Below are 13,579 nucleotides of genomic sequence, written 5' to 3'. Positions count from 1 at the left end.
GTATCAGGTGCGGGCCGTGAGCCTGCTGTACGCGGAAGGCGTCATGCCGGTCACCCTGAAGAATACGCGACGCATGACATCCGCGCAGGAAAACCCGCTCATCTGCGCCAGCGTTTTCAGCGGCAGGTTTTTCGCTTCAAGCAATTGCCGGACGCGGGCTACACGCTCGCGCTCTAACCACTGGCGCGGTGTCATGCCAAGCTCCTGCTGAAACAGCCGGTTCAGGTGGCGTTCGCTCATCTCCAAATGCGCCGCCATCATGGCGACCGTTTTCACCGTATCCAGATGGGTTATTGTCCAGCGCTGCACCTCCTGAAGCGCGGTGCGCCCGGTCAGCGACACCTCGCGTGCACGGCTAAAATGAGACTGATTCACCGGCCGGCGGAAAAACATCACCAGTTGCGCGGCTAACTCCAGCGCCACGTCGCGCCCGAGATCTTCTTCCACCAGTCGCAGGGCCAGATCCAGTCCGGACGTCACGCCCGCAGCGGTGCGCACCTGCCCGTCTGCGATATACAGCGCATCGGCATCTACTTTCACCTGAGGATACCGCGCCGCGAGTGTTCCCACGCACGCCCAGTGGGTAGTAGCGCGACGCCCATCCAGCAAGCCCGTGCGCGCCAGCAGCAGCGCGCCGCTGCATACGGAGCCAAATCGGCGGCTTCGCTCGCAGAGCGCGCGGATCTGCGCTACTGCCGCAGGCTCCGGATCCACCTGCTCAATGCCAGGCGCCCCCGCGACCAGAAAGGTGTCCGGGGTATAAAATGACGTAGCGCCAAGCGTCATATCCGCGGTCACCCGCACGCCGGAAGAGGACGCAATGGTCTCGCTCTCAAACGCTATCAATTTAGGAAGATAGATCTGGCGCTTCATCAGCCGGTTGGCCTCGGCGAACACATCCAGCGGGCCGCTGACATCCAACAGTTGTACGCCTGGCACCGCCAGGACGGCGATTTCATGGCCCATGTTCATACTCCGTGTCGCAAACCATCACTTTGTCTTAAATCGTCGTTATAAGACGCTTTCGGACATCAAGCATGCGCTCTATCTTACGCAAACACAACCCACAGGAGCGTACTATGAGTCTTAACATCACCGGCATCCGCCTTCCCGACAGCCAGATGGCGCGCGACGCCACCGCCTTTATCCGCGACACCGAATCTGATTTACTCTTTCATCACTCCAGCCGCGTTTATTACTGGGGGGCGCTTGCGGGCATGCAGCGCGGCCTCAATGTCGATCAGGAGCTGCTCTATATCGGCTGCATGTTCCACGATATCGGCCTCACCCATGAGCATTGCAGTTGCGATAAGCGCTTCGAGGTAGACGGCGCGAATGCGGCGCGTGACTTCCTGCAACGTTACGGCATTGATAGCGCGGATATAGATAAAGTCTGGACGGCGATCGCTTTGCACACCACGCCGGGCATCCCGGAGTTTATGGCACCCGAAATTGCGCTGGTGACGGCAGGCGTGGAGATGGACGTACTGGGGATAGGCTTCGAGCATTTCAGCGAAGCGGAGATCACGGCTGTTACCGCGCAGCATCCGCGCCCGGCGGCATTTAAAGAAGAGATCATCGAGGCGTTCTATAACGGCATCCGCCATAAGCCGCAGACCACCTTCGGCAATGTCAAAGCCGATGTCATTAAGGACAAAGACCCCGGCTTTACGGCGCTTAACTTCTGCCAGGTGATTCGCCAGTCACGCTGGAAAGGCTAACAAACTCTTCACATTTTAAGCGTAACCTGCTGAACTGACACTACACTAAATCCGGGCCTGTTTGCGCAGGCCCGGATTTGTGGTTCGTCAGATCTATAATTTCCGGAGTGATAGCAAGAATGGCCGCTGAGAAAAGTGCTGATCTAAGTGATATTCATCATAACGACTGGGTGGACCGCTGGTTCTCTCCCGCTTTCCGGCCCTATTTGCGGCTGGCGCGTGTTGACCGCCCTGTAGGGATCTGGCTGACCCTCTTCCCCTGTATCGCCGCCCTGTTTCAGGCCGCCCACGGCTGGCCTGCGTTAGATACCGCGATCATTTTCTGCCTTGGCGCATTTCTGATGCGCAGCGCAGGCTCCACCATTAATGACATCGCCGATCGTCATTTCGACGCGCATGTGGAAAGAACGCGGTTTCGCCCGCTCGCCAGCGGCACGATCTCCGTGCGCAAAGCCATTGCGTTTTTCGTTATACAGTTGCTGGCCGCCGCATCGCTGCTGTGGTTTCTCACCCCGCTGACGCGCCTCATGGCCGTGTGCGTGGTACCGCTGGTTATCCTCTATCCGTTCTGCAAACGCTTTACCTACTGGCCGCAGGCCATTCTGGGCGCGGCGTTCAACTGGGGCATGCTGATGGCCTGGACGCAGATTAACGGCACCGTACCCGCCGGCGCGCTTCTGATGTGGCTTGGCACCGTCGCCTGGCAGATAGCCTACGACACGGCGTATGCCTACGCGGACGCGCAGGATGATAAACGTATCGGCCTCAAATCCACCGCCCTGCTCTTTGGCGAACACGGGAAAATGATTATCGCCGGGTTTTATCTGGCAACGCTGCTGCTGTGGTCCATTGGCGGCGCGCTGCTCGGTATGTCATGGCTTTACGCACTCGGCATGGTCATCATTGCCGCGTATCTGCTCTGGCAGACGTGGCATCTGGATCTCACCAACCGCGCCCAGAGCTTTAACCACTTCCTGCATAACATCCTGACCGGCGTGTTGCTGGCGCTCGCAGCACTGGCAGGCACGCTCTGACCTCTGAGCGCGCTTATCCTTCATCCGGGGTAAGCGCGCCGTTCATTGTGGCCCGATTACATCGAAGAATGACCACTGGCCAGCTCACGCTGTCATTATCCCTTTTTTATACTCTCTGCCATCGGGTCCGACGTTCCGGCCCCTTTCGCGCACGGAGTGACTATGAAACTGACACAAATACGCAACGCCACCCTGAAACTGGAATATGCAGGTACGCGTTTTCTTATCGATCCTATGCTTGCAGAAAAAGAGGCCTGGCCTGGGTTTGCCGGTACGGCGCAGTCTCATCTGCGTAATCCGCGGGTCGCGCTGCCGGTAAGTGTTGAATCGCTGCTGGATGTGGACGTGATTATCGTCACGCACACGCATCCGGATCACTGGGACGATGCCGCGCAGACCCTTATTGCAAAAGACCAACTTATTTATACGCAACATGCGCAGGACGCGGCCCTGTTACGCTCGCAGGGGTTTACGCAGGTACAGGCACTTACGCCGGAAACCCTTATTAACGGCGTGTGCGTTACCAAAACCGATGGCCAGCACGGCAGCGATGCCGCCTATGCGATCCCTGAGCTTGCCGAACGTCTGGGCGATGCCTGCGGTCTGGTATTGCAACATGAAAGCGAAAAAACGCTGTATATTGCAGGCGATACGATCTGGGTGACGCCCTATGAAGAGAGCCTGACAACGTTCCGCCCTGACGTGGTGGTACTGAACACCGGTTTCGCCACGGTCGATGGCGTGGGCGCTATCATCATGGGTAAAGAAGATGTGCGGCGTACGCATGAACATTTACCCGACGCGGCTATTGTGGCCTCGCATATGGAAGCCGTAAACCACTGCCTGTTAAGCCGCGATGAGCTGCGCGAGTATGTCGCGCAACACCATATTCAGGACAGCGTGTTTATCCCGGAAGATGGTGAAACCCTGAACTTCTGAGAGGGCCCGTGCCGGGTGTCGCCTGCGCCCGGCCTGTTTTAAAAAAGGAGACCGCATGTCCGCACGCACCGTTGTCGTGATTGCCACGCGCGGGTTTAGCCCGTTCCACTTTTCTGTCCCGTCAATGGTATTCGATAAAGCCATGCCCGTGGACGGCCTTTTTCGGGTGGAAATCTGCGCGGAAACGCCAGGCGTCGTGGAGTCAGATATCGGGATCTCCATTAACGTGTCGCGGGGGCTTGGGCTGCTTGAAACTGCCGATATTGTAATCGTGCCGTTCTGGGAACATCCCGCGCAGCGCCCATCGCCAGCACTGCTCACGGCGTTACAGGGCGCCTGGGCGCGCGGCGCCGAAGTGGTGGGATTATGTCTTGGTGCGTATGTGCTTGCCTATGCCGGGCTGCTTGACCATCACCGCGCTTCCACGCACTGGGAATTTGAGCACGATTTCGCCGCCCGTTTCCCGGCGGTAACGCTTGACAGCAACGCGCTTTATACGCGGGACGAGCGGTTAATTACGTCGGCAGGTACGGCGGCAGGCATCGACTGCTGTCTTAATATCGTGCGGGAACACTGCGGTTCCGCTATCGCCAACCGCGTGGCAAGACGTATGGTCACGCCGCCGTATCGGGAAGGCGGACAGGCGCAGTTTATTGAACGCGCGGTGCCCGCGACCACGCGCGACAACACCATCAATGAGCTGCTGGAATACCTGCGCCGCAATCTCGATAAACCGCATGACCTTGATACGCTTGCACGCTACACCAGCATGAGCCGCAGAACGTTTACCCGCCATTTCACCAAAGCGACGGGTATGACCGTCGGGGAGTGGCTGAACGCGGAACGTCTTCAGCGCAGCCAGGAGCTGCTTGAAACCACGGATCACAGTATCGACACCGTAGCGACGCTTGCGGGCTACCCTTCGCCGGTGACCTTCCGGCAGAATTTCAAAGCGAAATTTAACGTAAGCCCACGCGAGTGGCGCCGCACGTTTCGTGGCCCGACGCCGCTTCAGTAACCGCGACGCGGCCGGTAGGTTTACGACCGGCACGTTTCTGCGCGCCGTTGTTACCCGGCGCGCTGCCTTACAACCCGCTTAAGAGGTCTTCATCCGCTTTGCTGAGCCGACGCCAGGTGCCGTTGCGGATAGCCGTAATGGCATATGCGGCCCGCGCGGTTCTGCCGTTGCCATCCGGGAACGGGTGCCAGCCGGTTATCCAGGCGAAAAGCGATTGCGGGTAGAGCGGCGAGTGATCGGAAACGGCGCGTTTCGCCAGCTGCTGGCTGAATAATTCTCGCCCTGAAAAAGAGGACGGCACCGGCGTGTCGTTAGGCACAATGCCGCGGGGCGTGGTGCTGGCCCCAGGGGCGACCCGGCGATGCAACTCGTCAACATCCACAATGGAAGAGATAGAAAAATCAAAGGTCAGGTAGTGGTTGAGATAGCTTTTAATCAGCGGAGCGCTTATCGCCGCCGAGTTGGATGCCCCGGCAATCCACTGCGCCGCATCTTCAATTGCCTGCTCTTGCGTCTGCTCTGTATTGGCCGCGCCCGGATGCGCGGGGCGTAAGCGCTCAAAGTGGCCCGCAAGCTTCGCGAGCTTTTTACACTCGACTTTTAACAGGTTGCCCAGCATCTCTTTATCTTCCACGCCCAGCGCGCGTACCGTATGCGCAATAAGCTGACCGGCAGGTCCGCTGCCAATGGCGTGCGTCAGTTCGTTATAGCCTTCGGCTTTGGCATAGTCGCTCGGTTTTAGCATTCGACGTCCCTCATCGTTTTCTGTCTGTTTCAGTCCCGCCCGGCGGGCCGGACGGAGAAAATAACAGTATTGCGCGCATTGGGACTGGCTGCCTGAAGAGATGCCGCAAATGAGACTCACCGTCAGGTTAACAGGCGGTTTCAGAATAACCTCATACTGTCGTCATAATCCGCGCAGGCGGCATTAGCCAATGAAACGGGATATCAAGGGTTATCTGGCGCCGCGCAACTGCGTGGCGCCAGAGAGGAAACGGTGCGGGGTTAAAACATGGTGTTGTTATTAGCCGCTTTCTCCGGGACGTTCTGAATAATATCCCAGTGCTCCACAATCTTGCCGTCGCTCACGCGGAAAATATCCAGCACCGCCTGCCCCTTATCCTGCTTGCCGTTCGTCGAATGCACCTGCAACCAGACCAGATCACCGTCGGTGGCGCTGCGAATAACTTTCGCGCGCGACTGCGGGTTTTCCTTAAAGAATCCGCTGAAGTAATTCACAAACGGCGCCTTGCCGTCCGGCACATCCGGGTTGTGCTGGCGATAGTTTTCCGCCACGACGTCTGCCGCGCCCGTGTCATGCTGATTGAAGAAGCGGTCATAAAACTTCAGCACCAGCTTACGGTTCGCCTCTTCGGCCGCCGGTTGATGCGCCGCCGGTGCCGCCACCGCCATCCCTGCCGTCAGCAGGCTGCCCGCCAGTAAAACGCCCTGAACAACTTTTTTCATCGTAGTCTCCTTAATATTGTGCCTGCGGCGCGTATCAGTGGTGCGCCTTGCAGTCGCGTAATCATACCTGGTCACAGAAATAGACCTTTAGGGAGGCGAATGGTACATTGCCTGCAACATGGCAACAAGAAGTCACGCGCGTCGTACTAAGTCACACGACGCTGACTATTGGCAAAGGGTTCAGGCATGACGATGACGAAAAAAGAGTATGACGATATCGCGCAGTTCGGGCAGCCATGCCCTATCCGCGACGTGTTAAATCAGATTGGCGATCAGTGGAGTTTGCTGATTCTGGAAGCGCTGGCGGGGCGCACCGTACGCTTTAATGAACTGAACCGGGAAATTGGTGATATTTCGCGCCAGATGCTCTCACGCACGCTGAAGCGGCTGGAAACCGACGGTTACATCAGCCGGACGGTCTACCCGGAGGTGCCGCCCAAAGTGGAATATGCGCTGACCGAACTGGGAAACTCCTTTCTGGAGCCGATGCAAAAGCTGGTGCAGTGGGCAGATGAAAATCACGCCCGCATCTGTCGGGCGCGTCGGTTGCAGCATACGCAGAGCCAGCCGTAACGCCCGCAGCGCGTAACACGGCTCACAGTTATTCGCCAACCAGCCCCTGACGGCGCGCCGCCGCAATGACGTCCTGCGCGTCCACCGCTATCCACTGGTCGGGATCCGGTTCCCCTTCATCGCGAAGCCAGGCGGCGACCATCTCATAACCGAGCGTATAGCCAAACCATCGCGGTAGCGACCCGCTGCCAAAAAACCACGCCGCGTGATCGTAGCGGGCATCGGCAAGCGTGGCGCTACTGACCGGTACCGCCGCGAACGCAGCGCTGTTTAGCGCACATTCCCAGGGCTCCGGCTTGCTGCCCATAAGCCATGCCACAAACTGTCCCGCCAGCCCTTCGCTTACCATCGCCTCGCCAGGCGTCCAGCCATAGCCTGGCCCGGCCATCCGCAGGCAGTGGTGCACCTCATGCAGAATTTGTCGTCTGAGCGTGCCGTCGGTGAGCGACATACTGAACTGGGGATTATCCTCATCGATACCCACACTAAACAGCGCGCCATGATACGCCCGGCCCGCCATGCCGATTTCCGGGATAACCTGCCCTGGCGCGCGGTGCACCAGAATATCGAGACGCGGCGGCGTCATCACCTTCGCGAGCGTGTGATACGCCGCGGCGCATTCTTCGGCAATCTTTGCGCGATACGCCGTCAAATCGCCCTGCGCTTCCAGCCAGTGCAGCGTCCAGCGTTCCATGGTGAGGCCTCCTTTCAGGGGAAAAATAAGGCCACTTGCGTGGCCTCATTAGGGTTACAGCTCCGGGAACACCAGGTTATTACCCGGTGCCTCGCGATGGAGGTGGATAAAGTTAAGGTGACGCTCGTACTGATCGAGAATATCGATGATCACCTGCTCTTTATTGTAATCCATCAGGTCATTGCCCTGGCTGCCTTCCAGCAGGAAAGTTTCCAGACGGTAATAGTGGGATTTCCCGCTGCGGGCGCGATAGGTAAAGCCCGGCACCGAATATTGCTGCGGCCAGACCTGATACACAAAATCCTGCTCCTCGCCCAGATGCACGCGCAGATCCAGATAGCCCAGCGGCGTTTCTTCTTCTGCGTCCACTTTACGAAGCGACACGCGCCCGCCGCGCAGTTCCAGCTCCTTCGCGACATCTTCCATCGCCGGAAAAATCACGGTTTCCATCATTTGCTGCGTATAGCGCATCCCCGGATAATTCATCAGGCGTGAGAGGCGTTTTTTCCAGCTCAGGCGATCGTTGCCCGACGGAATATACGGCGCGGTATCGCGGCTGGCGCTGGCGCGACGATGATCTTCTACCTTCAGCGATTTCCAGAGCCCGGCCATAACAAAGAAAATCACGAAGCTGAACGGCAGCCCCATAATGACCGTCGTATTCTGCAGGGCCGAAATTCCGTTGGTCATGAGCATGCCCATCGTCAGCACGCCGATGGCGACCGACCAGAAAATACGCAGCCAGTTAGAGGCATCGCTGTTGATGTCTTTAAGCTTCGAGGTGAAATTCGCGAGCACCAGCGATCCGGAATCCGCCGAGGTGACGTAAAACAGCATCCCGGTGATGGTCGCGACCGACGCGCTCAGTTTAAAGGCCGGGTATTGCGCGAGCAGGCTGTAGAAGCCGCGCTCCGCATGGGCGATAACTTCCTGCGCAAATCCGGCGTCGCCGTGAATGATTTCATACAGCGCAGCGTTACCGAACACCGACAGCCACAACAACGTAAAGGTAAACGGAATAATCAGCGTCCCGACCACGAACTGACGGATCGTGCGACCGCGCGAAATACGCGCCAGGAACAGACCGACAAACGGCGACCACGCGACCCACCAGGCCCAGAAGAAGAGCGTCCAGCTGTTCATCCACTGCGTCGGTTTATCAAAGGCGAACGTGTTGAGCGTCATGCCCATAAAGCGGTTGTTGTAATCGCCGATGTTGAGCACCAGCGCGTTGAGCAGAAAATCCGTTTTACCCATAAACAGCACAAACAGAATAAGCCCGAGCGCCAGGATAACGTTGAGTTCAGAAAGAAAACGGATCCCTTTATCGACCCCGGAGGTGACCGAAATCGTGGCGATAATCACCGACAGTCCAATCAACGCAAGCTGCGCCGTCAGCCCTTCAGGAATATCGAACAGCACTTTCAGGCCGTAATTAAGTTGCACCACGCCAATGCCGAGCGTCGTGGCGATACCAAAAATCGTCCCGATCACCGCGGCGATATCGACGGTATGCCCGATAGGCCCGTTAATGCGTTTGCCGAAAATCGGATAGAGCGCTGAGCGAATCGTCAGCGGCAGGTTATAGCGATAGCTAAAGTAGCCGAGCGCAATGCCCATCAGCGCATACATCGACCAGCCCGTTAGCCCATAGTGAAAGAGCGTCCAGACCATCGCCTGACGCGCGGCCTCGATAGTCTCCCCGGCGCCTGTTGGCGGCTGCATATATTGCGTGACCGGTTCCGCGACCGAGAAGAACATCAAATCAATGCCGATACCCGCGGCAAACAACATGGCCGACCAGCTCAGCAGGCTAAATTCCGGTTTGGACTGTTCCGGCCCAAGCTTGATATCGCCATAGCGTGAACAGGCCATGAAAACCACAAACACAATGTAGAGCGTAGCAGCCAGCATGTAATACCAGCCGAAGGTGGCGGAAACCCAGTTCACTGCCAGTTGGATCCAGGCCGCGGACAGTTCACTGAAGAAAATAGTGACCAGTGAAAAAATCAGAATCAGTACGGCAGACGTGTAAAACACCACGGGGTTAATTCTGTTTTTTTCACTGGCAGGTGAAGTCGTCATCGGTTACCTCTGGTTAATTTCCTGTCAAAAATGAAATCGATAGCGTGATTGTTGTTATCCGCCTCGCCAGGCGCCTCTCTTCTCCTCCCGGTAATTCACAACGGTGATTAATCGCTTCATAGCGTAGCTTACCGCTCCGCTTTTGCGACAATTTAATCACAACATCTTAACAATTTTCTTTTTTATATTGAACGTCCAATCAAAAAAAGTTTAAATAGTCTCTAACATTGTGGTGAAGCTGGAGTCTGGGGTCATGCCAAAAGTGGGAATGCAGCCGATACGGCGCAGGCAGTTAATTGATGCAACGCTAAGCACCATCAATGACGTCGGGATCAACGACGCCACTATCGCGCAGATTGCGCGCCGCGCGGGCGTATCGGCCGGGATAATCAGCCACTACTTCAAAGACAAAAACGGTCTGCTGGAAGCGACCATGCGCGACATTACCCGGCAGTTGCGCGACGCCGTCGCCGCCAGGCTTAAGCCGCTGACGCAGGCCAGCACCGAGGCGCGCCTGCTTGCGATAGTCGAAGGTAACTTTGACGACACCCAGGTGCACAGCGCAGCGATGAAAGCCTGGCTCGATTTCTGGGCCAGTAGCATGCATCAACCGCAGCTTGGCCGTCTGGAGCGCGTCAGCAGCCGCCGGCTGTTTTCCACCCTCGCCGCTGAGTTTCGTCGTGAATTGCCGCGCGAACAGGCGCGACTGGCGGCGCATGGTCTGGCCTCGCTGATTGATGGCCTGTGGCTGCGCGCGGCGCTGAGCGGCAAGCCGTTTAACCTGGAGATTGCCAGAACGCTCACCACCCAATTCATCCGTCAGCAACTGGCTGGCGCAGCGCACTATTGAGAAGGAGGAATCATGTCCCGATTCGCAGAACAGCAGCTTTATATCGATGGCAAATACGTACCGGCTGCGGCGGGTAAGACATTCCAGACCATCAACCCGGCAAACGGCGATGTACTCGCTGATGTCCATGAGGCGGGCCAGGCGGATGTCGACTACGCCGTAGAAGCGGCCCGTAAAGGCCAGAAAATCTGGGCCGCGATGACCGCGATGGAGCGCTCGCGCATTCTGCGCCGCGCCGTCGATATTCTGCGCGAGCGCAACGATGAACTGGCCGCGCTTGAAACACTCGACACCGGTAAACCGCTAAGCGAAACCGCTGCGGTCGATATCGTCACCGGCGCGGACGTGCTGGAGTACTACGCCGGGCTTATCCCTTCCCTTGAAGGGCAGCAGATCCCGCTGCGGGAGACTTCGTTTGTCTATACCCGCCGCGAACCGCTCGGCGTCGTAGCCGGTATCGGCGCATGGAACTATCCGATCCAGATTGCCCTGTGGAAATCCGCCCCGGCGCTTGCCGCTGGCAACGCCATGATTTTCAAACCAAGCGAAGTTACCCCGCTCAGCGCCCTGAAACTGGCTGAGATTTACACCGAAGCAGGCGTGCCGGACGGCGTCTTCAGCGTGCTGAATGGCCAGGGCGCCATCACCGGTCAGTTGCTGACCGACCATCCGGGTATCGACAAAATCTCGTTTACCGGCGGTGTCGCGAGCGGAAAAAAAGTGATGGCGAACGCCGCAGGCTCGACGCTGAAAGAGGTCACCATGGAGCTTGGCGGTAAATCGCCGCTCATCATTTTTGACGATGCGGATCTCGATCTTGCCGCCGACATTGCCATGATGGCGAATTTCTACAGCTCTGGTCAGGTCTGCACTAACGGTACGCGCGTGTTTATCCCGGCTAAATGGCAGGCGGCGTTTGAAGCGAAAATCGCCGAGCGCGTGGCGCGTATCAGGGCCGGTGACCTCAACGATCCGGCCACCAACTTTGGCCCGCTGGTGAGCTTCGCGCACCGCGATAACGTGATGCGCTATATCGAGACCGGCGTCCGCGAAGGCGCGCGCGTGCTCTGCGGCGGCAAACGAATGACTGGCGAGGGTTTTGATAACGGCGCGTGGGTCGAGCCGACTGTCTTTACCGACTGTCGCGATGACATGACCATCGTGCGTGAAGAGATCTTCGGCCCGGTCATGTCGATTCTGACCTATGAGGACGAAGCAGAAGTTATCGCCCGCGCGAACGCCACCAACTACGGCCTCGCGGCCGGGGTGGTCACGCAGGATCTCAACCGCGCGCACCGCGTCATTCACCAGATTGAAGCCGGTATCTGCTGGATCAACACCTGGGGCGAATCCGCCGCCGAAATGCCGGTGGGCGGCTACAAACACTCCGGCATTGGCCGTGAGAACGGGCTGATGACCCTCCAAAACTACACGCAGGTCAAATCTGTACAGGTCGAGATGACCCGCTTTCAGTCCGTATTTTGATTCACGTTTAACCTGAGGAACGACTAATGGAATTTGATTACATCATTATCGGAGCCGGATCCGCAGGGAATGTTTTGGCAACAAGACTGACCGAAGACAGCGATGTCACCGTATTACTGCTGGAAGCGGGCGGCCCTGATTACCGTTTTGACTTTCGCACACAAATGCCTGCGGCGCTCGCCTGGCCGTTACAGGGAAAACGCTACAACTGGGCGTACGAAACCGAGCCTGAGCCATACATGAACAACCGCCGCATGGAGTGCGGACGCGGTAAAGGCCTTGGCGGCTCGTCGCTGATTAACGGCATGTGCTACATCCGCGGCAACGCGATGGATCTCGACAACTGGGCGCAACAGCCAGGCCTTGAGCACTGGACCTATCTCGACTGCCTGCCCTACTACCGTAAATCGGAGACGCGCGATATCGGCGAGAACGATTACCACGGCGGCGACGGCCCGGTGAGCATCACCACCTGTAAGCCTGGCAACAATCCGCTGTTCGCGGCGATGATTGAAGCGGGCGTGCAGGCGGGCTACCCGCGCACCGACGATCTCAACGGCTACCAGCAGGAAGGGTTTGGCCCGATGGATCGCTTCGTGACGCCGAAAGGTCGGCGCTCCAGCACCGCGCGCGGCTATCTTGATACCGCCAAAACGCGCCCGAACCTGAAAATCATCACCCATGCAACGACCGACCGCATTGTGTTCGACGGCAAGCGCGCGGTGGGCGTGGACTATTTACAGGGCGCAGGCGACACGCGCCATAAAGCGATTGCGCGTCGCGAAGTGCTGCTTTGCGCCGGTGCCATCGCCTCGCCGCAGATCCTTCAGCGCTCCGGTGTTGGTAACGCGGAGCTGCTTAAACAGTTCGATATTCCGGTCGTGCATGACCTGCCCGGGGTGGGCGAAAACCTTCAGGACCACCTGGAGATGTACCTGCAATACGAATGTAAAGAGCCGGTGTCGCTCTATCCGGCACTGAAGTGGTGGAACCAGCCGAAAATCGGCGCGGAGTGGCTCTTTAACGGCACCGGTATTGGCGCCAGCAACCACTTTGAAGGCGGCGGGTTTATTCGCAGCCGCGAGGAGTTTGCCTGGCCGAACATCCAGTACCACTTCCTGCCGGTCGCCATTAACTACAACGGGTCGAATGCCGTCGACGCGCACGGTTTTCAGTGCCACGTCGGCTCCATGCGTTCACCCAGCCGGGGTCATGTGCGGATCACATCGCGCGACCCGCGCCAGCACCCGGCGATTTTGTTTAATTACATGTCGCATGAGCAGGACTGGCAGGAGTTCCGCGACGCCATTCGCATCACGCGCCAGATAATCAACCAGCCAGCGCTCGATAAATTCCGCGGGCGTGAAATCAGTCCTGGCATTGACTGCCAGACCGATGAACAGCTCGATGAATTTGTGCGTAACCATGCAGAAACGGCCTATCACCCGTGCGGCACCTGCAAAATGGGCAGCGATGACATGGCCGTGGTCGATGGCGAAGGCCGTGTACATGGGCTCGAAGGGCTGCGCGTGGTGGATGCGTCCATCATGCCGCTTATCATTACCGGCAACCTGAACGCGACCACTATCATGATTGGCGAGAAAATTGCCGACGCTATCCGTGGCCGCACGCCGCTGCCGCGCAGTACCGCGAGCTATTTCGTGGCAGGCGATCGTCCCGTTCGCGGCGAACCGCTTCGCGCGTAACTCCCTC

General features: G+C 58.0%; 13 protein-coding genes. 8 read left to right on the top strand and 5 right to left on the bottom strand.

Annotated elements, in window-relative coordinates:
* Positions 1 to 3 precede the first annotated feature (3 nt).
* Positions 4 to 966, bottom strand: a complete 963-nt coding sequence (locus AFK62_RS08860) for a GlxA family transcriptional regulator (protein WP_007676539.1) — start codon at positions 964 to 966, stop codon at positions 4 to 6.
* 113 nt (positions 967 to 1,079) lie between these two features.
* Between AFK62_RS08860 and AFK62_RS08855 the strand changes: the two genes are divergently transcribed.
* The 4 genes from AFK62_RS08855 to AFK62_RS08840 all read left to right on the top strand — a co-directional run bounded on the left by AFK62_RS08855 (position 1,080) and on the right by AFK62_RS08840 (position 4,712).
* Entirely contained in the window at positions 1,080 to 1,721 is a 642-nt protein-coding gene (locus tag AFK62_RS08855; protein WP_007676535.1) for an HD domain-containing protein, read from the top strand.
* 119 nt (positions 1,722 to 1,840) lie between these two features.
* On the top strand, positions 1,841 to 2,755 hold the full coding sequence (ubiA, locus tag AFK62_RS08850; protein WP_007676534.1) for a 4-hydroxybenzoate octaprenyltransferase: 915 nt from the start codon (positions 1,841 to 1,843) through the stop codon (positions 2,753 to 2,755).
* 162 nt (positions 2,756 to 2,917) lie between these two features.
* A complete protein-coding gene (locus tag AFK62_RS08845) occupies positions 2,918 to 3,694 on the top strand; it encodes an MBL fold metallo-hydrolase (protein WP_007676533.1) in 777 nt (258 codons plus the stop codon).
* 55 nt (positions 3,695 to 3,749) lie between these two features.
* On the top strand, positions 3,750 to 4,712 hold the full coding sequence (locus AFK62_RS08840; protein WP_007676532.1) for a GlxA family transcriptional regulator: 963 nt from the start codon (positions 3,750 to 3,752) through the stop codon (positions 4,710 to 4,712).
* 67 nt (positions 4,713 to 4,779) lie between these two features.
* Here the strand turns inward: AFK62_RS08840 and AFK62_RS08835 are convergent, their stop codons facing one another.
* Together AFK62_RS08835 and AFK62_RS08830 are read right to left on the bottom strand one after the other, a co-directional pair.
* On the bottom strand, positions 4,780 to 5,457 hold the full coding sequence (locus AFK62_RS08835) for a Fic family protein (protein ID WP_053531850.1): 678 nt from the start codon (positions 5,455 to 5,457) through the stop codon (positions 4,780 to 4,782).
* A 260-nt stretch (positions 5,458 to 5,717) separates the two neighbouring features.
* Positions 5,718 to 6,179, bottom strand: coding sequence for a nuclear transport factor 2 family protein (locus AFK62_RS08830; RefSeq protein ID WP_007676530.1), 462 nt, complete (start codon positions 6,177 to 6,179; stop codon positions 5,718 to 5,720).
* Between the two features lie 192 nt (positions 6,180 to 6,371).
* On the opposite strand from AFK62_RS08830, the gene AFK62_RS08825 reads away from it, so the two are divergent.
* Positions 6,372 to 6,752, top strand: coding sequence for a winged helix-turn-helix transcriptional regulator (locus AFK62_RS08825; RefSeq protein ID WP_032984636.1), 381 nt, complete (start codon positions 6,372 to 6,374; stop codon positions 6,750 to 6,752).
* A gap of 28 nt (positions 6,753 to 6,780) precedes the next feature.
* Here the strand turns inward: AFK62_RS08825 and AFK62_RS08820 are convergent, their stop codons facing one another.
* The gene (locus AFK62_RS08820) at positions 6,781 to 7,446 is read right to left on the bottom strand and encodes a DUF2268 domain-containing putative Zn-dependent protease (protein ID WP_007676525.1); all 666 of its coding nucleotides are present in this window, start codon (positions 7,444 to 7,446) and stop codon (positions 6,781 to 6,783) included.
* Positions 7,447 to 7,500: 54 nt separating this feature from the next.
* The gene (locus tag AFK62_RS08815) at positions 7,501 to 9,531 is read right to left on the bottom strand and encodes a choline transporter (RefSeq protein ID WP_007676524.1); all 2,031 of its coding nucleotides are present in this window, start codon (positions 9,529 to 9,531) and stop codon (positions 7,501 to 7,503) included.
* Between the two features lie 253 nt (positions 9,532 to 9,784).
* Here AFK62_RS08815 and betI point away from each other — a divergent pair, with 253 nt between their 5' ends.
* From betI to betA, 3 genes are read left to right on the top strand one after another with little or no spacing between them, the layout of a single operon-like run.
* Complete coding sequence (gene betI / locus AFK62_RS08810) at positions 9,785 to 10,381, top strand: transcriptional regulator BetI (RefSeq protein WP_007676523.1); 597 nt, start codon at positions 9,785 to 9,787, stop codon at positions 10,379 to 10,381.
* Positions 10,382 to 10,393: 12 nt separating this feature from the next.
* Positions 10,394 to 11,866, top strand: coding sequence for a betaine-aldehyde dehydrogenase (betB, locus tag AFK62_RS08805; RefSeq protein WP_007676522.1), 1,473 nt, complete (start codon positions 10,394 to 10,396; stop codon positions 11,864 to 11,866).
* Positions 11,867 to 11,892: 26 nt separating this feature from the next.
* Complete coding sequence (gene betA / locus AFK62_RS08800; protein WP_007676521.1) at positions 11,893 to 13,572, top strand: choline dehydrogenase; 1,680 nt, start codon at positions 11,893 to 11,895, stop codon at positions 13,570 to 13,572.
* Positions 13,573 to 13,579: the final 7 nt, after the last annotated feature.

The sequence above is a fragment of the Cronobacter condimenti 1330 genome (genome assembly GCF_001277255.1).
Lineage (GTDB): Bacteria > Pseudomonadota > Gammaproteobacteria > Enterobacterales > Enterobacteriaceae > Cronobacter > Cronobacter condimenti.
The sequence above is the reverse complement of the archived record's forward strand: the minus strand, read 5'-3'. Positions and strand labels throughout refer to the sequence as shown.

Coding starts and splice junctions, on each gene's coding strand:
- AFK62_RS08860 (WP_007676539.1), bottom strand. CDS start 966: ATGGGCCATGAAATCGCCGTCCTGGCGGTGCCAGGCGTACAACTGTTG.
- AFK62_RS08855 (WP_007676535.1), top strand. CDS start 1,080: ATGAGTCTTAACATCACCGGCATCCGCCTTCCCGACAGCCAGATGGCG.
- ubiA (WP_007676534.1), top strand. CDS start 1,841: ATGGCCGCTGAGAAAAGTGCTGATCTAAGTGATATTCATCATAACGAC.
- AFK62_RS08845 (WP_007676533.1), top strand. CDS start 2,918: ATGAAACTGACACAAATACGCAACGCCACCCTGAAACTGGAATATGCA.
- AFK62_RS08840 (WP_007676532.1), top strand. CDS start 3,750: ATGTCCGCACGCACCGTTGTCGTGATTGCCACGCGCGGGTTTAGCCCG.
- AFK62_RS08835 (WP_053531850.1), bottom strand. CDS start 5,457: ATGCTAAAACCGAGCGACTATGCCAAAGCCGAAGGCTATAACGAACTG.
- AFK62_RS08830 (WP_007676530.1), bottom strand. CDS start 6,179: ATGAAAAAAGTTGTTCAGGGCGTTTTACTGGCGGGCAGCCTGCTGACG.
- AFK62_RS08825 (WP_032984636.1), top strand. CDS start 6,372: ATGACGAAAAAAGAGTATGACGATATCGCGCAGTTCGGGCAGCCATGC.
- AFK62_RS08820 (WP_007676525.1), bottom strand. CDS start 7,446: ATGGAACGCTGGACGCTGCACTGGCTGGAAGCGCAGGGCGATTTGACG.
- AFK62_RS08815 (WP_007676524.1), bottom strand. CDS start 9,531: ATGACGACTTCACCTGCCAGTGAAAAAAACAGAATTAACCCCGTGGTG.
- betI (WP_007676523.1), top strand. CDS start 9,785: ATGCCAAAAGTGGGAATGCAGCCGATACGGCGCAGGCAGTTAATTGAT.
- betB (WP_007676522.1), top strand. CDS start 10,394: ATGTCCCGATTCGCAGAACAGCAGCTTTATATCGATGGCAAATACGTA.
- betA (WP_007676521.1), top strand. CDS start 11,893: ATGGAATTTGATTACATCATTATCGGAGCCGGATCCGCAGGGAATGTT.